This is a genomic window from Halomonas ramblicola, from assembly GCF_030409215.1.
In the GTDB taxonomy this organism is placed as follows: domain Bacteria; phylum Pseudomonadota; class Gammaproteobacteria; order Pseudomonadales; family Halomonadaceae; genus Halomonas; species Halomonas ramblicola.
The window spans coordinates 123,960-147,115 of the sequence record NZ_JAUFPL010000025.1 but is presented as its reverse complement, the minus strand read 5'-3'; the positions used below and the strand labels follow the sequence as shown (position 1 = coordinate 147,115).

Genomic DNA, 23,156 nt, shown 5'->3' with positions numbered 1-23,156 from the left:
CCCCCGACGGCCCCGGAGGGGCCGGATGCCGAAACGGAGTCCCCGGGACGGAAGAGGCGGCGCAGCAGGCGAACCAGGGACTCCAGCATAACGATCTCCTTTGCGGGTCAAGACTCCTCGAAATCGGCGCGCCGTGGCTTTTCCAAGGGCCCGAGGGTATCCAGGAAGGGCGACGAGCCGCTCTCGCTGCGGTAGAGCGAGAACTCCACTCGTCGGTCGCGGAAGCTCTTCAACGGCTGACCCAGGCCGCGCAGGCCGGTCTCGCGCTCGCGGCGCACCCGGTTGAGATCGACCTCGACGGGCATGATCTCCTCGCCGCCGCCGGCCTGGTGGATGACGTCGCCGGAGGGTCCCACCACGATGGAGCGACCGTTGCCGATGGCGCCGGCGCCGTTGATGTCGAAGAAGTAGCACTGGTTGATCGCGGCATTGGTGCGGGCGATGGCCAGCTCGATGTCGCGATCGATGGTGTCGGTCATGGTCGGGTGCAGGATCACCTCGGCGCCCATGGCCGCCAGGGTCCGCGTGGTCTCGGGGAACCACATGTCGTAGCAGATCGAGACCCCGAAGCGCGCCACGTTGGGCACGTCGAAGGTGACGAACTCGCCGCCGCTCTCCACCCCGGCCTCGTAGGGTCGGAAGGGGAACATCTTGCGGTAGCGGGCGACCACCTGGCCGTGGGGGTCGATCACCGACAGGGTATTGAAGATGCCCTCGTCGGTGCGCTCGAACATCGAACCGGGAATCAGCCAGATGCGATGCTGTTCGGCGAGGTGGCAGAACAGCTGCTCGGCGTGGCTGGGCAGGGGCTGGGCATGGTGCGGCGAGGCGCCCAATGGCATCAGCTCGCTGAACAGCACCATCTGCACCTGGGGGAAGCGGCTCATCAGCGCATCGACCCGGTGGCGCATGGCTTCGGTGTTGTCGCCGTGATGCAGGGCATGCATCTGCACCCCGGCAATGGTGAAGTAGGACATGGTCATCTCTCTGTCAGGCGATCCTGGTCTTGCTCGGGTACCGCGTCACGACCGGCAACCGGGAGTCGGCGCCGGAGGGATCGCCCGGCCGGGCGGGCATAATGCCCGCCCCTCTAGGTAACCAGCATATGCGGGGCTCGTCCAGAAGGCATCAACGATCTTCTCTCGATGCCGGACGCGGTGGCGGCCTCAGCCGGTGAAGTCCTCGCGGGAGAATCCCGGGGAGGGGCGCTTCACCGTCTTGGTGACGATGTAGGTGAAGTAGCGTTCGATGCCGGCGTCGCCGGTGAGCCAGCCGTCGATCAGCCGCTGGTAGGCGTCGATGGAGTCGGCCTCCACCTTGATCAGGTAGTCGACCCCGCCGCCGACGGCCACGCACTCGGTGACCTCGGGGGTGGCGTGCATCAGCGCCTCGAAGCGGGCGAAGCTCTCGGCGTTGTGGGCCTTGAGCTCGATCTGTACCCACACCGGGGTGCGCTTGACCAGCACCGCGGCGTTGATCCGGGCGCCGTAGCCCTCGATGATGCCGGCCTTCTCCAGCCGGCGCACCCGCTCCCAGCAGGGGCTGACCGAGAGGTTGATCGCCTCGGCCAGCTTCGACTTGGTGATGCGTCCGTCCCGGGAGAGGATCTCGAGGATCTTCAGGTCATAGCGATCGAGTTTCATGAGAGGGTATCGACGATGTCGGCGATCACTGCGATGGTGTCACCCATGTTGACCAGCGCCGGGTGGCGACGTGCCGCCAGCACCCCGCTGCGGCTGGCATGATACGCCACGGGCGGGGTGCCGCTGCGGGTCAGGTCGTAGACCCGGGCGACCACCTCGCCCTTCTCGACCCGCTCCCCCAGGGCGAAGGCCAGCTCCAGCAGGCCACTGTGCTCACTCTGCACGTAGCAGTTGGCGTCCGGCATGTCGAGATACACCTGGGGCTCGCGGGGCATCTCCACCTCGCCGGCGACCAGGCCGTAGTGGATCAGGAAGTTGCGCACGCCGCGCTCGGTGATGGCCAGGCTCTGCGGCGTCGAGGTGCCGCCGCCGCCGAGTTCGGTGGCCACGAAGACCTTGCCCTGGCTCTCCACCGCGGTGTCGAACAGCGCCGCGGCATCCAGTTCGAACATCATCATCGCATAGGGAGCGCCGAAGGCCTTGGCGCCCTCCAGTGCCCGACGCTGCTGCTCGGGGTCGTCGAGCACATGCGAGGCGCCGAAGGGGATGATGTCCAGGGTACGCCCGCCGGAGTGCAGGTCGAGCACCACGTCGCTCATCGGCACCATCACCCGGGTGAAGTAGTCGGCGATCCTCTCGGTCACCGTGCCGTCCGGGTCGCCCGGGAAGCTGCGGTTGAGGTTGCCGCCGTCCAGGCCGGAGGTGCGCTTGCCGGCCATCACCGCCGGCTGGTTCATGCACGGCACGATGATCACCCGGCCGCTGACGTCCTCGGCGCGTAGGGTCGAGGCGAGCTTCATCAGGGCGGTGATGCCCTCGTACTCGTCGCCGTGGTTGCCGCCGGTGAGCAGCGCCGTGGGGCCCTGGCCATGCTTGACCACGGTGACCGGGATCATCACCGCCCCCCAGGCGGAGTCGTCCACGGAGATCGGCAGCTTGAGGAAGCCGTGCTGGACGCCCTCGGCGTCGAAGTCGACGGTGGCGGAAATGGGACTGGGTCGCTTGCTCATCTTGCCTGCTCCTTATCTCACGAACAGCTGGCGGGGGAAGTCGGCCAGGGTCTCGCAGCCGGTCTCGGTGATCAGTATGCTTTCGGTGATCTCCAGGCCCCACTCCTCTTCCCACAGACCGGGCATGAAGTGGAAGGTCATACCCGGCTGCAGGATGGTCTCGTCGGAGGGACGCAGGCTCATGGTGCGCTCGCCCCAGTCCGGGGGATAGCTGATGCCGATGGGATAGCCGCAGCGGGCACCGCCGCGGTCGAAGCCGTACTTGTCCATGGCCGCGCCCAGCGCCATGGCGATATCGGCGGTGCGGTTGCCGGGCCTGGCCACCTCCAGGCCGTTCTCGATGCCCTCCAGCAGCGCCGACTCGGCGCGCACGAACTCCTGGGGCGGCCGGCCGAGGAACACCGTGCGCGACAGGGGCGCATGGTAGCGCTTGTAGACCCCGGCAATCTCGAAGAAGGTACCCTCGCCCTCGCGGAAGGGGGTGTCGTCCCAGGTGAGGTGGGGGGCGGCGGCATCCTTGCCGGTGGGCAGCATGGGCACGATGGCCGGGTAGTCGCCTCCATAGACCCGGCCCGCCGAATCGGTCCAGCCCTCGATGCCCACCCGATAGATCTCCGAGACCAGCTTGCTCTTGGGCAGGCCCGGCTCGATCACCTCGAGGATCCGCGAGTGCATGCCCTCGACGATCTTCGCGGCGACGCGCATGTACTCGATCTCCCGCGGCGACTTGATGGCGCGGCACCAGTTGACCAGGGAGGTGGCATCCATGAAGCGCGCGTGGGGCAGCTCGCGTACCAGGCTCTGGTAGGCCTTGGCCGAGAAGTAGTAGTTATCCATCTCCATGCCCACCACCCCCCGGTGCCAGCCACGATCCGGCATGATCGACTGGGCCAGGTAGTCCATGGGATGCATGTCGGGATTCTGGACGTAGTAGTCCGGGTAGTAGGTGATGTTGTCCGGGTGGATCCAGCAGGTCCGCAGCGCCCCGTTGGCATCCATGCGCCGGCCATACCACACCGGCTCGCCCTCCAGGCCGACCAGCACGCACTGGTGCACATAGAACGACCAGCCGTCATAGCCGGTGAGCCAGGCCATGTTGGATGGATCGCTGACGATCAGCACGTCGATGCCCCGACTGGCCATCTCGGCGCGGACCTTCCACAACCGATTGGCGTATTCCTCACGAGTGAAGGGCAGGTTTACCTGGGTCATTGGACCACTCGCCAAAGCAACATCAAGAAAATCGGCCCTCTCGACGAGGAGAAGGCCGGCCAGGGTGACGGTCACTGACGAGATGCCTGAACGGGCCGCGGGCCGGTCAGTCGCACCAGGCAGTGGAGGAGGCGCCCTTGGGGTGGAGGTTACTGCCAACCCACGGTAGGTGGTCAAGCATTTCGTGATACGCCGATCATGCTTGTTCCCACCCCCGCGACATCCCATGATGGAGCCACTCGAAGAGGAGGAGGCAACATGAAGGTCCTGGTGCATATCGACGATGCCGAGGGGTGGCGTGAGGCCCTGGCCGAACGCCTGCCCGAGGCCGAGGTCTTCACCAGCGCGGCCCCCGCCGAGCGGCGTCGCCAGGCCGACTACCTGGCGGTATGGAAGCCCCCCGAGGCGCTGCTGCGCGAGCCGGTCGCGCTCAAGGGCATCGTCAACCTGGGGGCCGGGGTCGACGCCCTGCTGAACAACCCCGGCCTGCCGAAGGGCGTGCCCATCGTCAAGCTGCGCGACGCCGGCATGGCCGAGCTGATCGGCGACTACGTGCGCTACGGCATCCTGCATTTCCAGCGCGACTTCGACCGCTATCGCCGCCAGCAGCAGGATCGCGAGTGGCGCGAGCATGCGGTGGTCGACAAGGCCGACTGGCCGGTGGGCGTGCTGGGGCTGGGGGCCATCGGCGCGAAGGTGGCCGCCATGGTGGCCGCCGATGGCTTCCCGGTGCATGGCTGGAGCCGCTCCCCCAAGTCGCTCGATGGCATCACCTGCCACCACGGCGACGCGGGCCTGGACGCCCTGCTCGAGCGGGTGCGCACCCTGGTGTTGCTGCTGCCCGATACCCCGGCCACCCGGCACATCGTCGACGCCGGAGCACTCGCGCGGCTGCCCGAGGGGGCCAGCCTGATCAATCCAGGACGCGGCAGCCTGGTCGACGAGGCCGCCCTGCTCGAGGCCCTGGGCGACGGCGCGGTCGAGGGCCGCCTGCGCGGCGCCCTTCTCGACGCCTTCCCCGAGGAGCCGCTGCCCGACACCAGCCCCCTGTGGACCCATTCGAGGGTGATCATCACCCCGCATATGGCCGGTCCCACCCCGCTGGGCGAGGCCCTGGACCAGGTGGCCGAGGCCCTGCGGGCCTTCGCGGCGGGCGAGCCCCTGGAGACCGTCGACCCCGGTGCCGGCTACTGAGGTCCCTACACGAACCACGATGAAGGGGGTACGCTGGAAGGTGACACTCACTGACCTCCACGGAGGTGCGAGATGACGCTGCAGGTGAACTATGGTCCCCGCGACGCCCTGCTCGTGGTGGACATGCAGAACGACTTCTGCGAGGGCGGCGCCCTGGCGGTAACCGGCGGCAGCGCCCTGGTACCGGGCATCAACGCCCAGATCGCCGCCGCCCGCGACGCCGGCGCCCTGGTCGTCGCCTCCCGGGACTGGCACCCGGTGGACCACGTCAGCTTCGACCACCGCGGCGGTACCTGGCCGGTGCACTGCGTCCAGGACACCCCCGGGGCGGCCTTCCATCCCGACCTCGCCCTGCCCGACGACGCCATCCGCGTCAGCAAGGCCACCGCCTTCGATGCCGACGCCTACTCCGCCTTCGACGCTACCGGCCTCGGCGGCTACCTGCGCGAACGCGGCATCGAGCGGGTGGTCATCTGCGGTCTGGCGCTGGACGTCTGCGTCAAGGCCACCGCCGAGGCGGCCCGCCGCGAGGGCTTCACCACCCGGCTGCTGGCGCCGCTCAGCGCCGCGGTGGATCCGGGCGGCGCGGACGCGGTGCTGGGCGAGCTGGAGTCGGCCGGCGTCGAGGTCGTGGAATGACCCGGCCGATCCCCCTGGAGGTGAGCGACGCCGACCTGGCGCTGCTCACCGACCTCTACCAGCTCACCATGCTGCAGGCCTACTGGCGGGAAGGCATGGAGGAGAGTGCCACCTTCAGCCTCTACTTCCGCAAGCTGCCGGCCTCGCGGCGCTTCATGCTGGCCTGCGGCCAGCAGCACGCCGCCGCCGTCGCCAGTCGGCTGCGCTTCACCGACGCCCACCTGGCGGACCTCGCCGATACCGGCCAGTTCGCCGATGCCTTCCTCGAGTGGCTTGCCGGCTGGCGTTTCACCGGCGACATCCACGCCCTCCCCGAGGGCACCCCGGTGTTCCCCAACGAGCCCCTGCTGGAGGTCGATGCCCCCATCGCCGAGGCGCAGCTGCTGGAGAGCCTGCTGATGAACCTGGTGCAGCTGGAGACGGTGATCGCCTCCAAGGCGGTGCGGATCGTCCAGGCGGCCCGGGGCCGGCCGGTGGTGGACTTCGGCCTGCGCCGCATGCACGGCGTGGACGCCGCCGTGCGCGGGGTGCGTGCCTACCGCACCGCGGGCCTGGCCGGCACCAGCAACGTGCTGGGCGGGCTGCGCCACGGCCTGGCGCTGCGCGGCACCATGGCCCACAGCTACATCCTCGCCCATGACGACGAGCGCGAGGCCTTCCGCGCCTTCGCCCGACAGTATCCCGGCACCACCCTGCTGGTGGACACCCACGATACCCTGGCCGGGGTGCGCATGGTGATCGACCTGCTCGACGAGGAGCCCGCGCTCGACATCGCCGCCATCCGCCTCGACTCCGGCGACCTGGGCGAACTCGCCGCCCAGGCGCGTCGCCTGCTGGACGATGCCGGCCACGACGGGGTGAAGATCATCGCCAGCAGCGGCCTCGACGAACACGAGATCGCGGCCCTGCTCGACGCGGGGGCACCCATCGACGCCTTCGGCGTGGGCACCGAGATGGGCGTCTCCGCCGATGCCCCGGTGATCGACCTCTCCTACAAGCTGGTGGAGTACGCCGGCACCCCGCGCCTCAAGCACTCCCCCGGCAAGGTCAACCTGCCGGGGCGCAAGCAGCTCTACCGTCGCCTGGGCGATGACGGCCGCTACGCCGGCGACCTGATCGCCCTGCGCGACGAGCCGGTGAGCGAGGGCGAGGCGCTGCTGCGCCCCCTGGTGCGCGGCGGCGTCATCGACGACGCCGAGCTGGCCCTGGCCGACGCGGCCCCCGAGCGCGTGCAGCAGGCCCTGGCGCGGATGCCGGAGGCCCTGCGGTCGCTGGCCCCCGGCGAGTCCGGCTACCCGATCGCCCTCACCCCCGGCCTGGAACGACTCAAGGACACCTGAACCATCGCCCGGAACCCCCGGGGCCGGGAGGCGTCAACAGGGATTGTCGCCGCCAAACCGCCGAGGCCCCGATGCCCGACCTCCGCCGCCTGTTGCCTGCCCTGCTGCTCTGCCTGCCGCTGGCCCCGGCGGCGGCCGAGGCGCCGGGTCCCGCCCAGCGCCTGACCATCCAGGCCGGCGAGGCGATCACGCCGCGGCCCTTCGCCGCCCGCTACCGGCTGGAGGTGGAGGGCTGGCCGGGCGCCGACGTGGCGCATCGGCTGACCCGCGAGGGGGACCACTGGCAGAGCCGGATGGACGCCGGCATCCGCATCGCCCACGGCAACGAGCGCAGCCGCTTCCGGGTGGAGGAGGACGGGGTACGCGCACTGCATTACGCCAGCGGCTACACCCTCCTGGGGGTGGGCAACACCTATCGCCTCGAGGCCGACGCCCTGACCACCCTGCCGGATCGCCAGACGGCGCTCTTCTCCCTCTCGCGACGCGCACTGGGGGGCGACTGCGCCGCCGGCGAGACCTGCCGGATCCGTTACCTGGACCACAAGGGGCGCGAGGAGGTCCTGGACTTCCGGGTCCTGGGCCCCGAACCGCTCAGCCTGCCGGCCGGCACCTTCGAGGCGCTGACCGTGGAGGCCAGCGAACCGGACGAGCCCGACCGCCGACTGGTGTTCCGCTTCCACCCCACCCTGCCCGGCCTGCTGCTGGCGGTGGATTACCACCGCGGCGGCGAACGGCGCAGCCGCCTCGCGCTGAGCGAGCTCTCGCTGCCGGAGTAGGCCGGCGGCACGGCGGCGTGGGCTGCGTACCGGTCGCCGTGGTCTCGGATCAGCCCCGAGCAATGTAAGCTTCCTGCGATAGCCCTGGGATGCAGAGGGGCCCGCTTGCACACCACTTGCACCTTCGCTGACCATTGGTTGCATCGCCGGCCGGCATCCTGTCGCCACCCTCCCCCTGCTGCGAGTCGTGCATGCGCCTGACCCTGCCCCGCCCCGCCGTGTCGCGCCTGGGCATCAAGCTGTTCGCGGTGATCCTGGTGGTCAACGTGGCCATCTCGGGGCTGGTGTTCCTGGCGGTGTCGCGCAGCCTCGACCAGGGCTTCATCGACTACCTGGACCAGACCCAGACCCAGCGTGCCGAGACCCTGGCCGAGGGCCTCGCCGAAGAGTGGGCGCAGCGCGGCGACTGGCAGTGGCTGCGCGCCTCGCCGCGGGCCTGGCATCACCTGGTGCGCCGCCAACTGTGGCCCGGCGCCGGTCCTCCGCCCCACGGCATCGAGCGCCAGCTCGGCGACCCCAAGGACTTCGTGCTCCACGACGCCCGCGGCCTGCCGGTGATCGGCCTGCCGCCGGACGACGACGAGGAGGCCTCCACCCTGCGCTGGCTGCCCATCGAGTACCAGGATGAGCAGGTCGGCACCCTGGGCTATCGCCCCCCCGAGCAGCTGATGGCGCGCATGGACCGCATCTTCCTGGCCCGCCAGCAACGCAACCTGGGGATCATCGTCGCCGCCCTGGGCATCGCCTCGCTGCTGCTGGCCGGGGGCCTCTCCTGGTGGCTGGGCCGGCGTACCCGCGGTATGGCACTGGCCACCCGGCGCCTCACCGAGGGCGACTACGGCATCCGCCTGCCCGAGCGCGGTCGTGACGAACTCTCGCGACTGTCCCAGGACTTCAATGTGCTGGCCGCCACCCTGGAGGCGAGCCGCGAGGCGCGCACCCGCTGGGTCTCCGACATCGCCCACGAGCTGCGCACCCCCCTGGCGGTGCTGCGCGGCGAGATCGAGGCGATGCAGGACGGCATCCGCTGCCTGGACCAGGAGAGCCTGCACTCACTCTCCCAGGAGGTGGGCCAGCTGGAGCGCCTGGTGGCCGACCTGCGGCTGCTCTCCCAGAGCGACGCCGGCGCCCTGGAGGTGCAGCTCGCCCCCCTGGACCTGGCCGAGAGCCTGAGCCACCGCCTCGAGGAGGCCAACGGCTGGCTGGCCGACAGTGGCATCGCCCTCGAGACCGACATCCCCCGGGGGGCTTGGATCCGCGGCGATGCCAGCCGCCTGCGCCAGCTGTGGAGCAACCTGCTCGCCAACACCTGCGCCTATACCCGGCCACCCGGTCGGCTGCGGGTGTGCCTGGTCGGCGATGCCACGACGATCCGGGTGATCTGGGAGGACAGCGCCCCCGGGGTGCCCACCGCCCAGTTGCCGAGGCTCACCGAACGCCTCTACCGGGTGGAGGGCTCGCGCAGCCGGGCCAGCGGCGGCAGCGGCCTGGGGCTGTCCATCGCCACCGCCCTGCTCAAGGCCCACGGCGGTGAGATGGCCCCCTCCTCCTCGCCCTTGGGTGGGCTATGCTGGACGCTGCACTTCCCGCCACTCGATGACGACCGCCTCCGGGAGACGACCGCATGAGCCAAGGAGACAACGCCCCTCGCATCCTGATCGTCGAGGACGAGCCCAAGATCGCCCGCCTGGTGGCCGACTACCTGGCCGGCAGCGGCTTCGAGCCCCATCACCTGGATCACGGCGACGCCGTGCTGCCCTGGCTGGAGGACACCCGCCGGGCGGGCCAGGGCCCGGCGCTGGTGCTGCTCGACCTGATGCTGCCGGGCACCGACGGCCTCACCCTGTGTCGCGAGATCCGCCAGCGCTGGCCGGCACTCCCGGTGATCATGCTCACCGCCCGGGTCGAGGAGGTGGACCGCCTGCTGGGCCTCGAGCTGGGCGCCGACGATTACATCTGCAAGCCGTTCAGCCCCCGCGAGGTGGTGGCCCGGGTCAAGGCGGTGCTGCGCCGCAGCCAGGCCGCCGGGCAGGCCACGTCGGGCGGCAGCGACCTGGTGCTCGACGAGGACGGCTGGCGGGCCCTGGCCGACGGCCGCGACCTGGGCCTCACCGCCGTGGAGTTCCAACTGCTGCGGGTGATGATGCAGGCCCCGGGACGCATCTTCTCCCGGGACCAGCTGATGGACCACATGTACCGCGACCACCGCATCGTCTCGGAACGCACCGTGGACAGCCACGTCAAGAAGCTGCGCAAGAAGATTGCCGAGGCGTGGCCCGAGCGCGAGGTGATCCGTTCGGTCTACGGGGTCGGCTACAAGTACCAGCCGGAAGAGTGAGGCAGCGGCACGCTTCCTTACTGTGTGCACGCTGCTTGCACCGGGGCGGACGACACTGCAAGCGTCAACCCGAGGCCAAAGGAGTGCCATCATGAAGTCGCCCCTCACCCGCAAGCTGTTCGCCCCCGCCCTGCTCGCCGCCGCCATCGTCCCCCTGGCACTCTCCGCCGGCGCCGCCCCCGACGAGGGCGACCGTCACCAGCCGTGGCATGAGGCCCACGCCGAGCGCCACGCCGAGAAGCGCGAGGCACTCTACGAGCGCGCCGGCATCGACGCCGAGACCCGCGAGGCCCTGCAGGAGGCCCATCGTGAGCACCATGAGGCGTTGCGTGAACTGCATGCCGAACATCGCGAGCGCCTCGACGGGATCCTCGACGAGGAGCAGCGCGAGGCGCTGAAGGCGGCCCGCCAGGAGCGGCGCGAGGAGCATCGCGCCGAGCGGCGCCAGGCCACGCAGGAGCGCATGGAGGCGGTGATCGACGGCTGGGGCCTGGCCGACGAGGAACGCGAGTCGCTGCGGGAACTGCGCGAGTCCTTCTTCGCCGACCTGCAGGCGCTGCGCGACCGGGAATTCGACTCCCGCGACGAGCGCCACGAGGCCTGGCAGGGGCTGCGCGACGAGCACCAGGCGGCGCTCTCCGAGCTGCTCAGCGAGGAGCAGATCGCCGAGCTCCAGGAGGCGGCCCGGAACCACCACGGCAAGCACGGTCACCATCACGGCAGGGGCCACCACGGCAAGCCCGGCCATCACGACGGCGAGGGCCAAGCCCCCCAGGACTGATCCGCTCCCGTCCCCACAGCCTCCACGACGCCCGGCCTCGCGCCGGGCGTCGTCGTTTCGGGACAGCGACCTTGAACTCCGGCGTCGGCCCGCGTATTTTATTTGAATGTTCATTTAAAAAAAGAAGGGCCGCCGGCCCGACACCCACTCTCCCGACAGGAGGCCTGTCTGCATGACGCATGACTCCCCGCAACCGGCGAGGCGTGACCGGCTCAACCCCGTGGTCTTCCACGGCAGCGTCGCCGGCATCCTCGTCTTCCTCGTCCTCACCATGACCTTCACCGAGCAGGCCGGCGCCTTCTTCGATGCCGGCCTGGCCTGGGTGAACGACACCTTCGGCTGGTACTACATGCTGGCGGCGGTGGCCTATCTGGTCTTCGTGATCGTCATCGGGACCTCACGCATCGGGCGCATCCGCCTGGGTCCCGACCATTCCCGCCCCGAGTTCTCGCTGGTGTCCTGGGCATCCATGCTGTTCGCCGCCGGCATCGGCATCGACCTGCTGTTCTTCTGCGTGGCCGAGCCGCTCTCCCATTACCTGGCGCCCCCCGACCTGTCCCCGGAGAGCGCCGCCGCCATGCGTGCCGCCGTGCCCCAGACCTTCCTGCACTGGGGACTCTCCGGCTGGGGCATGTATGTGCTGATGGGCATGGCACTGGCCTATTTCAGCTATCGCCACCGCCTGCCCCTGGCGATCCGCAGCGCCCTCTTCCCGCTGCTCGGCAAGCGCATCCACGGCCCCATCGGGCATGCCGTGGACATCACCGCCGTGGTCTCCACGGTGTTCGGCATCGCCACCAGCCTCGGCATCGGGGTCATGCAGCTCAACTACGGGCTGACCTTCATGTTCGGCGTGCCCGAGAGCCTGTCCACCCAGGTGGTACTGATCATACTGGTGGTGGTGCTCGCCACCATCTCGGTGGTCAGCGGCGTGGAGAAGGGCATTCGCCGCCTCTCCGAGTTCAACATGCTGCTGGCACTGGCACTGCTGCTGTTCGTGCTCTTCCAGGGCCAGACCCTGCACCTGCTCGACGCCCTGGTACTCAATGCCGGCGACTACCTGAGCGGCTTCGTCGGCAAGAGCTTCGACACCTACGCCTTCGCCGGCGAAGATGCCCAGCAGTGGAAAGGCTGGTGGACCATCTTCTTCTGGGGCTGGTGGATCGCCTGGACGCCCTTCGTCGGCCTGTTCCTGGCGCGCATCTCGCGCGGCCGGACCATCCGCGAATTCGTCGTCGGCGCCCTGCTGATCCCGCTCGGTTTCATGATGGCGTGGATGTCGATCTTCGGTAACAGCGGCATCGAGCTGGTCGCCAACGAAGGCCTGACAGCCCTCGGCGAGCAGGCACTCAACACGCCGCAAACCACCATCTACACCTTCCTCGAGCAATACCCGTACATCGGCATCACCGCCTCCGTGGTCACCATCCTGGGTATCGTGTTCTTCGTCACTTCCGCCGACTCCGGCGCCCTGGTACTGGCCAACTTCACCTCGATTCTCTCCGACGTGAACCACGACGCCCCGATTCGCCTGCGCATCTTCTGGTCGGTGGTGATCGGCCTGGTGACGGTGGCCTTGCTGATGGCCGGCGGCCTGGGCGCCCTGCAGAGCGCCGTGGTGATCACCGCCCTGCCCTTCTCGCTGGTGATCTTCGCCATCATGGCCGGCATGGCCCGGGCCCTGAAGCTGGAGAACACCAAGGCCGAGGCCCGCCTCCATGTCAGCGGTTCCGCACCGGGAGGCGACTGGCGCGAGCGCCTCGACCGCGCACTCGACACCTCCAACCGTGCCGGCGCGGCGGCCACCATCGAGCACGCCATTCGCCCGGCGCTGGCCCAGTTCGCCCAGGAGCTGGAGAGCCGCGGCCAGACGGCCACGCTGAGCGAATCGCAGGAGGAGGAGGACGAACCGCTGCCCAGCCTGACCCTGCAGGTGGAGCTCGGCGAGGCCGCCAGCTTCGTCTACCAGGTGCATCCGCACCGTCTGCGCACCCCGAGCTTCCTGCCGGCGGACGACGACTACTACGTGCGTCTCGACGTCTACCTGGCCGAAGGCGGCGTGGACAAGGACCTCAACGGCTACACCCGGGGCCAGGTGATCGGCGATGTGCTCTCCGAGTACGAACGCCACCTTCACTTCCTCGCCCTGGCCGGTGACGCGAGCAGCCAAGTCCAGGCCATGCCGGGCGCCGTGGGCGAGCTGCCCGAGGAGGCCACCCAGGCGTGAGCCAGCACTCAGGATCCGCCGCGGGGGCGCCCCTCGGCCGTCATTTCCCCTGCAGGGTGGCGATGAGGCGGCGGGCGCCGCCCCGGTCGCGATGCTCGCCGAGCCAGATGCCCTGCCAGGTGCCCAGCGCCAGGCGGCCGTCGCGCACCGCCAGGGTCAGTTGGGTGCCGAGCAGGCTGGCGCAGACGTGGGCCGGCATGTCGTCGGGGCCCTCCAGGGTATGGCGGAAGTAGGACAGGTCGCCGGGTACCAGCTCGCGCAGGAAGGCATCCAGGTCGTGGCGCACATCGGGGTCGGCGTTCTCGTTGAGGGTCAGTGACGCCGAGGTGTGCAGCAGTTGCAGGTGCAGCAACCCCACCCGCACCTCGGCGAGACCGGTCAGGCCGGCGACGATGTCGTCGGTGATCAGATGGAAACCGCGCGAACGCGGCGTCAGTCGCAGTTCCTGCTGCATCCACATGGCGGTCTCCTCCCGTGGGACAGTTGCTGTCATTATCCTAACAGGCCGGCAGTCCGACAGAGAGCCGCACTCCGGGTGGAGTGCGGCCGTGGCATGCCTGGGCAGGGATCAGTTGCGCGGATCGTCCGCCGGGTCGAGATACTCGATGCCCCAGGGGCCGGTGCCGTGGAGCTGGATGACGGTCTCGCCCTCGGCGTAGCCGAACATGGGATCGCCCGGCGACATGATGGCGAAATCGCCTTCCGCCAGGGTGTGGGTGGCGTCCGCATCGTAGTCCTCGCCATGGGCGAAGTGCAGGGTGCCGTCGAGCACCGTGACCCGCTCGTAGGCCGGGTGGACGTGCGGCTTGATCTCATAGCCGTCCTCCAGGCGAATGCGCAGGGTGAAGGGCTCCTCCTCGCTCAGCACCCCCTCGATGATGGCGATCTCCGCCCCCTCGCCCATGGAGCCCACCGGCCCCCATTCCAGGTCGTCGGCGCTGCCGATCAGGTGGCCGTCGCCACGATAGGGCTCCGCCTGCAGCCCGGCCGCGGTCAGCGACAGGGCCAGGATGAGGGGGGCGGTGGCCAGGGTCTTGTGCATGGTCATGGCGTGTTCCTCGCGTTGTCGGGTCGATGATCGCTCAGGCCTTGACCGCCAGCAGCGAGACGCTCTTGACGCCGTAGGCCTCGCTGGCGCCCCGCGCCGAATCGGTCAGGAAGCGGTATTCGGGATGCTCGCGGAAGGTCCTGATGGTGAGGCCGGCAGCCTCGATGGCCGCGCGGTAGGCGTCTTGCTGGCTGGCCCCGCCGATGCACGCCGCCCAGAGGGTGGCGTTGCAGGTCACGCCCTCCGGCAATGGCGCCTCGGTGACGATGTCGGCCAGCGCCAGCCGACCGCCGGGCTTGAGCACCCGGGCCGCCTCGGCGAAGACCCGCGGCTTGTCCGCCGAGAGATTGATCACGCCGTTGCTGATCACCACGTCGATGCTCGCATCGGCGAAGGGCGGCGCCTCGATATAGCCGGCCTGGAACTCGAGGTTGCCGAAGCCGCCTTGCCGCGCCAGGCGCGCCGCCTTCTGCCGCTGGGCCTCGGTCATGTCGAGCCCCAGCACCCGGCCCCCGGGCCCGGTGGCCAGGGCGGCCAGCAGGCTGTCCATGCCGGAGCCGCTGCCCAGGTCGAGGACCGTCTCCCCGGGCCGAATGGCCGCCAGGTCCAGGAAGTGACCGACCCCAGCGAAGGAGTCGATGGCCGCGGCGGGGATGAGGTCGAGGCCCGCGGGGTCATAGCCCAGGCGCTCGGCCAGGGCGCGTCCCATCTCGAAGTGGAAATCGCCGTCGGGCGTCTCGGCCACCTCCCGGTACATCGCCTTGACCCGGGCCTCGAGCTCCTCCCGGTCCACCGCGGGCGTGGTGGTGGCTGTTGCCGTGCTGGTCATGGGGATTCTCCTCTGCGTCTGCCGTGATTCGCGGCACGGGATGTGTCGCATGCGCCAGGACGCGGGGGCCGCGAATCTTGTTCCCGAGGCGTCGGGAACCCCGGCGAGGGGTCTTGCGTCCCTGCGGGTAACCCGACTTGTCGGCCGCCCCGCCACCGGCCATGCTCGAAGAGGACGCCATGTCGCCAGACTGCCCACTCACCGTCATGCCACCCCCGGAGGCTCGCGCCCCGGCTGGCGCGACCGAGGAGAGACCCATGACCGAGCGCGACCGCCGGGCGCGGCGCGCCTGGTTCGAGGGACGCCTGACGCCCCTGCTGGACCGCCTCTACGGCACCGCCCTGCGCCTGACCCGTCACCCCGACGACGCCGAGGACATCGTCGCCGAGGCGGTGGCCAGGGCGTGGCGCAACCTCGACGAGCTGCGCGACCCGGAACGCTTCGAGGCCTGGCTGTTCCATATCCTCACCAATGTCTTCATCAGCGAATGGCGCCGCCGGCGCAGCCATCCCCAGCACGCCACCGAGGCCGAGACCCCGGCGCCGGACGAGCTCGACGGGGCGGACTTCACCCTCTTCCAGCAGCTCCACCAGCCCTTCCTGCTGTGGTGGGGCAGCCTGGAGGAGCAGTTCTTCAACTCCTTGCTGGAGCAGGACCTGCAGCGGGCCCTGGACGACCTGCCGGAACCCTTCCGGGTGGTGATGGTGCTGGTCGAGCTGCGCGGCCATCGCTACGCGGAGGTCGCCCGGCTGCTGGACATCCCGCTGGGCACGGTGCGCTCGCGACTCAACCGGGCCCGCGGCCTGCTGCAGAAGGCGCTCTGGGAACAGGCCCGCGACGCCGGCATCCTCTCCCCGGGGCCTGCCGCGGAGGCTTCCGGTACCAAGGGGGAATCGCCATGAATCCCAGGGAACTGAGCTGCGAGGAAGTGATCGCCCGGCTCTTCGACTATCTCGACCGCGAACTGGACGACCGCCAGGCCGCCGAGATCGAGCACCACCTGTCGCGCTGCCGCGACTGCTTCTCGCGCAGCGAGTTCGAGAAGCGGCTGCGCGCCAGGCTGGCCGACAGCGCCGGCCAGCCGGCCCCGCCGCGCCTGCAGCGGCGCATCCGTCGCCTGCTCGACGGCTTCGACGAGGCCTGAACCACAGGAGGACACCCCATGGTCGCCATCCTCGGTTACTCCCGTCCCCAGATCCTGGCCGCGGTGCAGGCGATGTACAGCGCCGTGGCCGACACCCCCGACGGCGCCTTCCACTTCCCCGTGGGGGCGGCGGCCAGCCGGCGGCTGGGCTATCCCGAGGCGTTGACCGGCCGCCTGCCCGAGCGGCTGCTGGCCTCCTTCGCCGGGGTCGGCTGCCCCTTCCACGGCGAGGCGATACGCCCGGGGGACCGGGTGCTCGACCTGGGTGCCGGCGCCGGCCACGACAGCCTGATCGCCCGCCGGCTCGCCGGCGAGGGAGGCCGGGTAATCGCCCTGGACCTGACCGCCGCCATGACCCGCAAGCTGTGCCACGAGGCCGCCCTGGCCGGCGTCGACGACCTGCTGGTGCTGCAGGGCTCGGCGGAGCAGCTGCCGCTGGCCGAGGCCAGCGTCGACAGCATCACCAGCAACGGCATGCTCAACCTGGTGCCCGACAAGCGTCGCGCCGTGGCCGAGATGTTCCGGGTGCTCCGGCCGGGCGGGCGCCTGCAGCTGGCCGACGTGGTGATCCACCGGCCGGTGTCGGTGGACTGCCACGAGGACCCGCGCCTGTGGGTGGAGTGCGTGGTGGGCGCCACGGTGAAGGAGGACCTGCTGGCGCTGTTCGAGGAGGCGGGCTTCGAGGAGGTGCGGGTGGTGGGCCGCCATGACTACTTCGCCCTGAGCCCCAGCGCGCAGACCCGCGAGGTGGCCGAGAGCTTCGGCGCCCATGCCGTGGAGCTGGCCATGCGCCGCGCCGCCGGGAGCCCCACGCTGCTGCAGCGCTGGCGCCATCGCCTGGATCCCCGGACCTGGTGGCGACGGCTCAGGCGCCGTGGGCTGCTGGGCCTGGCGGCCTTCGCCCTGGCGCTGCTGAGCTGTTACGGCACCCTGGCCCTGGTGGCCCTGCTGCCGCTGCTGGGCATCGGCCTGGCCCTCAACGAGGGAGCCTGGGCCGGGGCCATCGCGGCCTTCGTGCTGTTGACCCTGGGGGCGCTGGTCGCGGGCCTGCGCCGCCGGGTCGGCCCCTGGCCCAGCCTGCTGGGCGCGGTGGGGGCCGGCCTGGTGCTCTACGCCCTGTTCGTCGACTACCACGCCCTGGTGGAACTCACCGGCTTCCTGGTGCTGGCGGCCGCCACCCTCTGGGACCTGCGCCGCCGGCGCCGCCAGGAGGCCCGGGTGCTGGGCCTCGATTGAGGCTCCCGTTCAGCGCGGTCGCGTCTCACCGCCCCGCGTGAACACCGCCATCTGGGTCGGCTGGCCGAGGTCGGGATGCCAATCGCCGATGCCCGACAGGCTCACCCTGTAGCCGTTGCGACGCGCCACGCCCTGCACCCACTGGCGAAAGCGCGCCCGGTCCCACTCGAACCGGTGATCGGGGTCGCGGAACTCCCCGGGGACCATGTCGTAGAGGGCGTTGTACTCATGGTTGGGGGTCGTGAGCAGCACCCGTTCAGGACGCATCCAACCGAATACCGCACGCTCGACCCGAGAAAGCGACTCGGGCGGTACATGCTCGATGGTTTCCACCATGGCGGCGGCATCGAATCCCGAGAGTCCAGGCTGGGGCTCGGCATAGGAACCGCATATCAGCGTCAGGCGCCCCGGAACGGCCCCGGGGTGCGATGACAGCCTGAGCTTGGCCTGGGCAAGCAGCTCGCCACTCAGCTCGAGGCCCACCAGACGCTCGTACTGGGGCTCCGGCAGCAGGTACTGCAGTAGCCCCCCGCTGCCGCTGCCGAGATCCAGGACCCGCCGGGCGCCGCAGGCCTTGAGCAGGTCGGCCACCCGCTGCAGTCGTTGTTGATGGAGGTCCGGTGCCGCGATGTCCATCATTCAGACTCTCCTCTTCGCTGATGGACGGACGATGATGAAGGAAATTGCCCGTTTCTTGTAGCGACCCCACGAGAAAGGGGGCGCGACTCGCGTCGCGCCCCCGGCGGCATGGCCCTGTGGAGCGAAGGTTCAGAAGAAGCCCAGCGGGTTGGTGTCATAGCTCACCAGCAAGTTCTTGGTCTGCTGGTAGTGCTCGAGCGCCACCTTGTGGGTCTCGCGGCCGACGCCGGACTTCTTGTAGCCGCCGAAGGCGGCGTGCGCCGGGTACTGGTGGTAGCAGTTGGTCCACACCCGGCCGGCCTGGATGCCGCGGCCCATGCGGAAGGCCACGTTGATGTCGCGGCTCCACACCCCGGCGCCGAGGCCGAACTCGGTATCGTTGGCGATGGCCAGCGCCTCGGCCTCGTCCTTGAAGGTGGTCACCGCCACCACCGGACCGAAGATCTCCTCCTGGAAGACGCGCATCCTGTTGTGGCCCTTCAGGAGGGTCGGCTCGATGTAGTAGCCCTTGTCATAGGCCGGATCGACGCTCGCCTTGTCGCCACCGGAGAGGAACTCGGCGCCCTCCTCGCGGGCGACGTCCATGTAGGACATGATCTTGTCGAACTGCTCCCGGGAGGCCTGGGCGCCGACCTGGACCTCGGTGTCCAGCGGATTGCCGCGCGTGATGGCCGCCACCTTCTCCATGACCCTGGCCATGAAGGCGTCGTACATGGATTCCTGGATCAGCGCCCGGGACGGGCAGGTGCACACCTCGCCCTGGTTGAAGAAGGCCAGCACCAGGCCCTCGGCGGCCTTGTCGATGAACGCCGGCTCGGCGTTCATGATGTCGGCGAAGTAGATGTTGGGCGACTTGCCGCCCAGCTCCACGGTGGAGGGGATGATGTTGTCGGCGGCGCACTTGAGGATGTGCGCGCCCACCGGGGTGGAGCCGGTGAAGGCGATCTTGGCGATGCGCTGGCTGGTGGCCAGCGCCTGGCCGGCCTCGGCGCCGTAGCCGTTGACCACGTTGACCACCCCCGGCGGCAGCAGGTCGCCGATCAGCTTCATCAGCTCGAGGATCGAGGCCGGGGTCTGCTCGGCGGGCTTGAGCACCACGCAGTTGCCGGCCGCCAGCGCCGGGGCCAGCTTCCAGGTGGCCATCAGCAGGGGGAAGTTCCAGGGAATGATCTGCCCCACCACGCCCAGCGGCTCGTGGAAGTGGTAGGAAACGGTATGGGCGTCGATATCCGCGGCGGTGCCCTCCTGGGCGCGAATGCAGCCGGCGAAGTAGCGGAAGTGGTCCACGGCCAGCGGGAGGTCGGCGTTGAGCGTCTCGCGCACCGCCTTGCCGTTGTCCCAGGTCTCGGCCACGGCCAGCGGCTCGAGGTTGGCCTCGATGCGATCGGCGATCTTGAGCAGGATGTTGGCACGCTCGGTGGCCGAGGTCCGTCCCCAGGCCGGGGCGGCGGCGTGGGCGGCGTCCAGCGCCTTGTCGATGTCCTCGGCGGTGGAGCGCGGGATCTCGCAGAACACCTCGCCGTTGACCGGGCTGACGTTGTCGAAGTACTGGCCCTTCACCGGCGGCACGAATTCGCCGCCGATATAGTTGCCGTAGCGCACCTCGAAGGTGACCAGTGACTCGGGGCTGCCGGGGTTGGCATAGATCATGGCGTCTCTCCTGGGTGTTGTCGTTGTGAGGGCTGTCCCCGTCAGTCTTGGTCGGGAAAGCGTTCTGCGACATACTCCGGTGGCAGGAGACGCCCTCCTCCCTTGGTAGGAGGGACGATGAGGAGAGCACCATGACGACCCTGCTGGTCGCCGACGATCATCCGCTGTTCCGCGACGCCATCGGGGCGGTGATCGCGGCGGGGCTGCCGGGCAGCCGGCTGCTCGAGGCCGACAGCCTGGCCCGGGCCCTGACGGAGGCCGAACGCCACGCGGCGGCGCTCGACCTGCTGCTGCTGGACCTGGGGCTGCCCGATGCCGCGGGACTCGACGGCCTGGCCCGCCTGCGCGCGGCCCATCCCATGCTGCCGGTGGCCATCCTCTCCGCCGAGCAGGATCGACGCACCGTGCTCGAGGCCATCGAGATGGGTGCGGTGGGCTATATCCCCAAGTCGACGCCCCGCGACGACCTGCTGGCCGCCCTGGAGCGAATCCTCGAGGGCCAGCTCTACCTGCCGCCCGAGATCATGCGCCGCCCGCCCCGTCCCGCCACCCGGAAGCCGCCGAACGAGGCCATGCTGGTCTCGCGCCTGACGCGCCTCACCGACAAGCAACTGGAGGTGCTCGAGGGGCTCAGCCGCGGAGCCTCCAACAAGGCCATCGCCCGCGACCTGGATATCGCCGAGACCACCGTCAAGACCCACGTCTCCGCCATCCTGCGCCGACTGGGAGTGCAGAGCCGGGTCCAGGCGGTGCTGCTGGCCGGCGAGCTGGACCTGCCCGCCTACCTGGCCGAACACCGCCCGCGCTGAGCCTCCAGCAGCGCGGTGAGCATCAGGCGCAGGCGCAGCGGCTTGACCGGCTTGAGCAGGTACTCGTATCCCGCCTGGCGCACCCGCGCCTTCAGCTCGGCGGCGTGATTGGCGGTGATCACCACCACCGGCAGCCCGGGGAAGCGAGTGCGAAGCCGATCCGCCACCGCCAGGCCGTCCGCCTCGCCCTCGCCCAGGTGGTAGTCCACCAGCAGCGCATCGGCGCCCGGCACGTCGGCGCCCGGCACATCGGCGCCCGGCACGTCGGCGCCCGACACCTCGGCGCCCGACACCTCGCTTGCCGCCAGCTCGGCCGGGGCGGCGGCGGTCAGCACCCGGCAGCCCCAGCCGCCCAGCAGCGCCGCCATGCCGTCGCGGATATCGGCGTCGTTGTCCACCACCCAGATCCGCGCCCCCTCCAGCGGCAGCGCCGCCGGCTCGGGGACGGGCGCCTCCCGGGGACCCGACGATCGGCCGTAGGGCACCCGCACCGAGAACAACGAGCCGCGACCGGGGTGTGACGCCAGCGAAAGGGGATGGCCGAGCATGCCGCCGATGCGGTCGACGATGGCCAGGCCCAGCCCCAGGCCGCGGTCGTCGCCGGCTCCCTCGCCGCCCAGGCGGCGGAACTCCTCGAAGATCGCCCGCTGCTGTTCCGGCGCGATGCCGGGGCCGGTGTCGCCCACCTGGATCTCCAGGCCATCGGGCCGGCGCCGACAACCGAGCAGGATGCGCCCACGGGCGGTGTAGCGGATGGCGTTGCCCAGGAAGTTGCGCACGACCCGGGCGAGCAGCGAGAGGTCCGACTCGATCATCGCCCGGGTGGGGACGTAGCGCAGCTCGAGGCCACGGCTGGTGGCCAGCTGGCGGTACTCCTCCGCCAGCACGCCGAGCAGTTCCTCGGCGGGGAAGGCCGACACGTCGGGGCGCAGCACGCCCGCCTCGAGCCGCGAGATGTCCACCAGGCTGCCGATCAGCGCCTCGACGTCCTTCAGCGAGCGACCGATGCTGGTCACCAGGCGTCGCGACTCGCCGGGCAGCGCCTGGCCCTCCAGGGCGCTGGCGAACAGCCGCGCCGCGTTGAGCGGCTGCAGCAGGTCGTGGCTCACCGCGGCGAGGAACCTGGTCTTGGAGAGATTCGCTGCCTCGGCCTCCGCCTTGGCGCGATTGAGCGCCGCCAGGGTCTGCTGCAGGGTCTCGGTACGCTCGCGCACCTGCTCGGCGAGCAGCACCGAGTGCTCGAAGGCGGCGTAGGGGCCGCCACCCGGCACCCCACCCGACTCCACGCGCTCGATGAGGGCCGCACAGATGCGCCGCAGGCGGGCGTTCTCCGCCTCCAGTGCCGCGACCCGGTCGCCGTCGCCCTCAGTCGCCGCGGGGAAGCGCGGATCCGATGGCCACCCCGGTGAAGGTCTGGTTGAGGTGCATGCCATGGTGCTGCTCTCCATAGGTGTTGAAGCCGATCACCCCGTAGTGCCCCAGCAGCCGCGAGGCGGCCTCGAGCTGGTCGCGCCCCTCCAGCTCGAGGCGGCGCAGGAAGCAGTCGCAGCCGATGATCAGCGTGGGCTCGCCCAGGCGCTCGACCAGGCCGGCGAAGACCGCCTCGAGCTGCTCGAGCAGCGGTGCCGACTGCATGGCGGTGAGCACGATGCCGGTCTCCACGGCACAGTAGAAACTCAGGCTGCCGTCGGCGTTGACCCGCTGGACGGAGCGCACATAGTGCGCCTCGGCGATGCGCACTGCGAGCGGATGCCGGGCGAAGGTGGCGGCGTCCAGGGCCGCGACGGGAACCCCGACCAGACGGGCGTACTCCTCGGCGGCGGGCAGGGCGTTGAGTTCGAGCACCCGACGCGTCTCGCTGTCGGCCCGGGTGACCACCAGCTTGTGATCGAGGGGACGCAGATGGTGGGTGGTGAACACCTCGAAGGGCAGCCGGGTCGCCACCATCACCACCACCGCCGCCCGGTCGTGGAAACGCCCCCCGGCGTAGACGTGGGTGTGGGCCAGGCGGTTGTCGTCGCCGGCGGAGCCGCCGAAGCTGGGGATACGCCCCAGGGCGGCCTCGAGGGTGGCCAGCACCTGCTCCTCGCGGCTGGAGAGGCCATCCAGCAGGGTCAGGGCGAAGCGCCGCTCGACACCCTCCGACGGGTCAGGCGGCCGACCTCGGCAGTCGTCGATCAGCCCCTCCACCAGTTGCTGGGCCTCGGGCAGGTCGAAGCGGTCGAGGTCATCCACCAGGGCGCAGGAAACGGAGAAGGCGGCGGCATCCAGGCCGAGGGCGACGATGCAGCCTCGCTCGTAGCCCCGCGGGGTAATCTCGCCGGCGGTGGTACAGCCGACCACCGGCACCTCGCCGAAGGTGTGCGTGAAGGCCCGGGACAGCGCCGACAGGGAGTAGTCGGCGCTGCAGAAGAACAGCACGAAGCCCAGGCCCGGGTGACGCAGCGCCCGGTCCAGCTCGGCCACGGCGTCCTCGGCATCGGCGAGGCGGCTGACGGCGGCGCGCATGGGGCCGGCCGCATGGGTCGAAGCATCGAGCAAGGGATCGAGGGCGGCGTCTGGGGCGGACATGGGGCCTCTCCGGCGGGATCGGATCTGCCTCGAGTGTATGCCGCGCCGCTCGGCCCCCACAACGCCGACG

23 protein-coding genes are annotated in these 23,156 nt (G+C 70.2%); 12 read left to right on the top strand and 11 right to left on the bottom strand.

Annotation, left to right across the window (positions count from 1 at the left end):
• Positions 1-107: 107 nt before the first annotated feature.
• From QWY80_RS09470 to doeA, 4 genes are all read right to left on the bottom strand, one after another.
• Entirely contained in the window at positions 108-977 is an 870-nt protein-coding gene (locus QWY80_RS09470; protein ID WP_290230709.1) for a carbon-nitrogen hydrolase family protein, read from the bottom strand.
• 189 nt (positions 978-1,166) lie between these two features.
• Positions 1,167-1,643 (bottom strand): Lrp/AsnC family transcriptional regulator, encoded by a 477-nt coding sequence (locus QWY80_RS09465; RefSeq protein WP_290230706.1) that lies wholly within the window; start codon positions 1,641-1,643, stop codon positions 1,167-1,169.
• Entirely contained in the window at positions 1,640-2,653 is a 1,014-nt protein-coding gene (gene doeB / locus QWY80_RS09460; RefSeq protein WP_290230704.1) for a N(2)-acetyl-L-2,4-diaminobutanoate deacetylase DoeB, read from the bottom strand. The genes QWY80_RS09465 and doeB overlap by 4 nt, the downstream gene beginning before the upstream one ends.
• Positions 2,654-2,665: 12 nt before the next feature.
• On the bottom strand, positions 2,666-3,865 hold the full coding sequence (doeA, locus tag QWY80_RS09455) for an ectoine hydrolase DoeA (RefSeq protein WP_290230702.1): 1,200 nt from the start codon (positions 3,863-3,865) through the stop codon (positions 2,666-2,668).
• A 258-nt stretch (positions 3,866-4,123) separates the two neighbouring features.
• On the opposite strand from doeA, the gene QWY80_RS09450 reads away from it, so the two are divergent.
• The 8 genes from QWY80_RS09450 to betT all read left to right on the top strand — a co-directional run bounded on the left by QWY80_RS09450 (position 4,124) and on the right by betT (position 13,160).
• Complete coding sequence (locus QWY80_RS09450) at positions 4,124-5,059, top strand: 2-hydroxyacid dehydrogenase (RefSeq protein ID WP_290230700.1); 936 nt, start codon at positions 4,124-4,126, stop codon at positions 5,057-5,059.
• 72 nt (positions 5,060-5,131) lie between these two features.
• A complete protein-coding gene (locus tag QWY80_RS09445; RefSeq protein ID WP_290230697.1) occupies positions 5,132-5,698 on the top strand; it encodes a nicotinamidase in 567 nt (188 codons plus the stop codon).
• Positions 5,695-7,038 (top strand): nicotinate phosphoribosyltransferase, encoded by a 1,344-nt coding sequence (locus QWY80_RS09440; RefSeq protein ID WP_290230695.1) that lies wholly within the window; start codon positions 5,695-5,697, stop codon positions 7,036-7,038. The genes QWY80_RS09445 and QWY80_RS09440 overlap by 4 nt, the downstream gene beginning before the upstream one ends.
• Positions 7,039-7,109: 71 nt before the next feature.
• On the top strand, positions 7,110-7,814 hold the full coding sequence (locus QWY80_RS09435; protein ID WP_290230692.1) for a hypothetical protein: 705 nt from the start codon (positions 7,110-7,112) through the stop codon (positions 7,812-7,814).
• 191 nt (positions 7,815-8,005) lie between these two features.
• Complete coding sequence (locus tag QWY80_RS09430) at positions 8,006-9,442, top strand: ATP-binding protein (protein WP_290230690.1); 1,437 nt, start codon at positions 8,006-8,008, stop codon at positions 9,440-9,442.
• The gene (locus QWY80_RS09425; RefSeq protein ID WP_290230688.1) at positions 9,439-10,152 is read left to right on the top strand and encodes a response regulator; all 714 of its coding nucleotides are present in this window, start codon (positions 9,439-9,441) and stop codon (positions 10,150-10,152) included. The genes QWY80_RS09430 and QWY80_RS09425 overlap by 4 nt, the downstream gene beginning before the upstream one ends.
• Before the next feature lie 91 nt (positions 10,153-10,243).
• On the top strand, positions 10,244-10,933 hold the full coding sequence (locus tag QWY80_RS09420; protein ID WP_290230685.1) for a hypothetical protein: 690 nt from the start codon (positions 10,244-10,246) through the stop codon (positions 10,931-10,933).
• Positions 10,934-11,105: 172 nt separating this feature from the next.
• Positions 11,106-13,160 (top strand): choline BCCT transporter BetT, encoded by a 2,055-nt coding sequence (gene betT / locus QWY80_RS09415; RefSeq protein WP_290230683.1) that lies wholly within the window; start codon positions 11,106-11,108, stop codon positions 13,158-13,160.
• 40 nt (positions 13,161-13,200) lie between these two features.
• Here betT and QWY80_RS09410 read toward each other — a convergent pair whose 3' ends face one another.
• From QWY80_RS09410 to QWY80_RS09400, 3 genes are all read right to left on the bottom strand, one after another.
• Positions 13,201-13,620 (bottom strand): secondary thiamine-phosphate synthase enzyme YjbQ, encoded by a 420-nt coding sequence (locus QWY80_RS09410; protein ID WP_290230680.1) that lies wholly within the window; start codon positions 13,618-13,620, stop codon positions 13,201-13,203.
• A gap of 108 nt (positions 13,621-13,728) precedes the next feature.
• Positions 13,729-14,208: a cupin domain-containing protein gene (locus tag QWY80_RS09405; RefSeq protein WP_290230676.1), complete on the bottom strand. Its 480-nt coding sequence runs from the start codon at positions 14,206-14,208 to the stop codon at positions 13,729-13,731.
• A 34-nt stretch (positions 14,209-14,242) separates the two neighbouring features.
• On the bottom strand, positions 14,243-15,037 hold the full coding sequence (locus tag QWY80_RS09400) for a methyltransferase domain-containing protein (protein ID WP_290230675.1): 795 nt from the start codon (positions 15,035-15,037) through the stop codon (positions 14,243-14,245).
• A gap of 257 nt (positions 15,038-15,294) precedes the next feature.
• Here QWY80_RS09400 and QWY80_RS09395 point away from each other — a divergent pair, with 257 nt between their 5' ends.
• The 3 genes from QWY80_RS09395 to QWY80_RS09385 are packed head-to-tail and all read left to right on the top strand — an operon-like array spanning position 15,295 to position 17,417.
• Positions 15,295-15,939, top strand: a complete 645-nt coding sequence (locus tag QWY80_RS09395) for a sigma-70 family RNA polymerase sigma factor (RefSeq protein ID WP_290230673.1) — start codon at positions 15,295-15,297, stop codon at positions 15,937-15,939.
• Complete coding sequence (locus tag QWY80_RS09390; protein ID WP_290230669.1) at positions 15,936-16,181, top strand: anti-sigma factor family protein; 246 nt, start codon at positions 15,936-15,938, stop codon at positions 16,179-16,181. Before QWY80_RS09395 ends, QWY80_RS09390 begins: the two co-directional genes overlap by 4 nt.
• Positions 16,182-16,199: 18 nt before the next feature.
• Positions 16,200-17,417 (top strand): MerC family mercury resistance protein, encoded by a 1,218-nt coding sequence (locus tag QWY80_RS09385; RefSeq protein ID WP_290230667.1) that lies wholly within the window; start codon positions 16,200-16,202, stop codon positions 17,415-17,417.
• 9 nt (positions 17,418-17,426) lie between these two features.
• Here the strand turns inward: QWY80_RS09385 and QWY80_RS09380 are convergent, their stop codons facing one another.
• Together QWY80_RS09380 and exaC are read right to left on the bottom strand one after the other, a co-directional pair.
• Positions 17,427-18,056, bottom strand: a complete 630-nt coding sequence (locus tag QWY80_RS09380) for a methyltransferase (protein ID WP_290230665.1) — start codon at positions 18,054-18,056, stop codon at positions 17,427-17,429.
• Positions 18,057-18,185: 129 nt separating this feature from the next.
• On the bottom strand, positions 18,186-19,706 hold the full coding sequence (gene exaC / locus QWY80_RS09375; RefSeq protein WP_290230663.1) for an acetaldehyde dehydrogenase ExaC: 1,521 nt from the start codon (positions 19,704-19,706) through the stop codon (positions 18,186-18,188).
• Positions 19,707-19,837: 131 nt separating this feature from the next.
• Here exaC and QWY80_RS09370 point away from each other — a divergent pair, with 131 nt between their 5' ends.
• Positions 19,838-20,515 carry a response regulator gene (locus QWY80_RS09370; RefSeq protein ID WP_290230661.1) on the top strand — a complete coding sequence of 226 codons (678 nt, stop codon included), beginning with the start codon at positions 19,838-19,840 and terminating at the stop codon, positions 20,513-20,515.
• Here the strand turns inward: QWY80_RS09370 and QWY80_RS09365 are convergent.
• Positions 20,488-21,948 (bottom strand): ATP-binding response regulator, encoded by a 1,461-nt coding sequence (locus tag QWY80_RS09365; protein WP_290230659.1) that lies wholly within the window; start codon positions 21,946-21,948, stop codon positions 20,488-20,490. The genes QWY80_RS09370 and QWY80_RS09365 overlap by 28 nt on opposite strands.
• Positions 21,881-23,086 (bottom strand): nitric oxide-sensing protein NosP, encoded by a 1,206-nt coding sequence (gene nosP / locus QWY80_RS09360; RefSeq protein WP_435389324.1) that lies wholly within the window; start codon positions 23,084-23,086, stop codon positions 21,881-21,883. The genes QWY80_RS09365 and nosP overlap by 68 nt, the downstream gene beginning before the upstream one ends.
• Positions 23,087-23,156: the final 70 nt, after the last annotated feature.

Bases quoted from the DNA above. Each gene is read 5' to 3' on its own strand.
- QWY80_RS09470 (WP_290230709.1), bottom strand. From the start codon at position 977: ATGTCCTACTTCACCATTGCCGGGGTGCAGATGCATGCCCTGCATCAC.
- QWY80_RS09465 (WP_290230706.1), bottom strand. From the start codon at position 1,643: ATGAAACTCGATCGCTATGACCTGAAGATCCTCGAGATCCTCTCCCGG.
- QWY80_RS09430 (WP_290230690.1), top strand. From the start codon at position 8,006: ATGCGCCTGACCCTGCCCCGCCCCGCCGTGTCGCGCCTGGGCATCAAG.
- QWY80_RS09365 (WP_290230659.1), bottom strand. From the start codon at position 21,948: ATGGCATGCACCTCAACCAGACCTTCACCGGGGTGGCCATCGGATCCG.
- exaC (WP_290230663.1), bottom strand. From the start codon at position 19,706: ATGATCTATGCCAACCCCGGCAGCCCCGAGTCACTGGTCACCTTCGAG.
- QWY80_RS09440 (WP_290230695.1), top strand. From the start codon at position 5,695: ATGACCCGGCCGATCCCCCTGGAGGTGAGCGACGCCGACCTGGCGCTG.
- QWY80_RS09380 (WP_290230665.1), bottom strand. From the start codon at position 18,056: ATGATGGACATCGCGGCACCGGACCTCCATCAACAACGACTGCAGCGG.
- QWY80_RS09400 (WP_290230675.1), bottom strand. From the start codon at position 15,037: ATGACCAGCACGGCAACAGCCACCACCACGCCCGCGGTGGACCGGGAG.
- QWY80_RS09405 (WP_290230676.1), bottom strand. From the start codon at position 14,208: ATGACCATGCACAAGACCCTGGCCACCGCCCCCCTCATCCTGGCCCTG.
- QWY80_RS09445 (WP_290230697.1), top strand. From the start codon at position 5,132: ATGACGCTGCAGGTGAACTATGGTCCCCGCGACGCCCTGCTCGTGGTG.
- QWY80_RS09450 (WP_290230700.1), top strand. From the start codon at position 4,124: ATGAAGGTCCTGGTGCATATCGACGATGCCGAGGGGTGGCGTGAGGCC.
- QWY80_RS09410 (WP_290230680.1), bottom strand. From the start codon at position 13,620: ATGTGGATGCAGCAGGAACTGCGACTGACGCCGCGTTCGCGCGGTTTC.
- QWY80_RS09435 (WP_290230692.1), top strand. From the start codon at position 7,110: ATGCCCGACCTCCGCCGCCTGTTGCCTGCCCTGCTGCTCTGCCTGCCG.
- QWY80_RS09370 (WP_290230661.1), top strand. From the start codon at position 19,838: ATGACGACCCTGCTGGTCGCCGACGATCATCCGCTGTTCCGCGACGCC.
- QWY80_RS09385 (WP_290230667.1), top strand. From the start codon at position 16,200: ATGGTCGCCATCCTCGGTTACTCCCGTCCCCAGATCCTGGCCGCGGTG.
- QWY80_RS09395 (WP_290230673.1), top strand. From the start codon at position 15,295: ATGACCGAGCGCGACCGCCGGGCGCGGCGCGCCTGGTTCGAGGGACGC.
- betT (WP_290230683.1), top strand. From the start codon at position 11,106: ATGACGCATGACTCCCCGCAACCGGCGAGGCGTGACCGGCTCAACCCC.
- doeB (WP_290230704.1), bottom strand. From the start codon at position 2,653: ATGAGCAAGCGACCCAGTCCCATTTCCGCCACCGTCGACTTCGACGCC.
- QWY80_RS09425 (WP_290230688.1), top strand. From the start codon at position 9,439: ATGAGCCAAGGAGACAACGCCCCTCGCATCCTGATCGTCGAGGACGAG.
- doeA (WP_290230702.1), bottom strand. From the start codon at position 3,865: ATGACCCAGGTAAACCTGCCCTTCACTCGTGAGGAATACGCCAATCGG.
- QWY80_RS09390 (WP_290230669.1), top strand. From the start codon at position 15,936: ATGAATCCCAGGGAACTGAGCTGCGAGGAAGTGATCGCCCGGCTCTTC.
- QWY80_RS09420 (WP_290230685.1), top strand. From the start codon at position 10,244: ATGAAGTCGCCCCTCACCCGCAAGCTGTTCGCCCCCGCCCTGCTCGCC.
- nosP (WP_435389324.1), bottom strand. From the start codon at position 23,086: ATGTCCGCCCCAGACGCCGCCCTCGATCCCTTGCTCGATGCTTCGACC.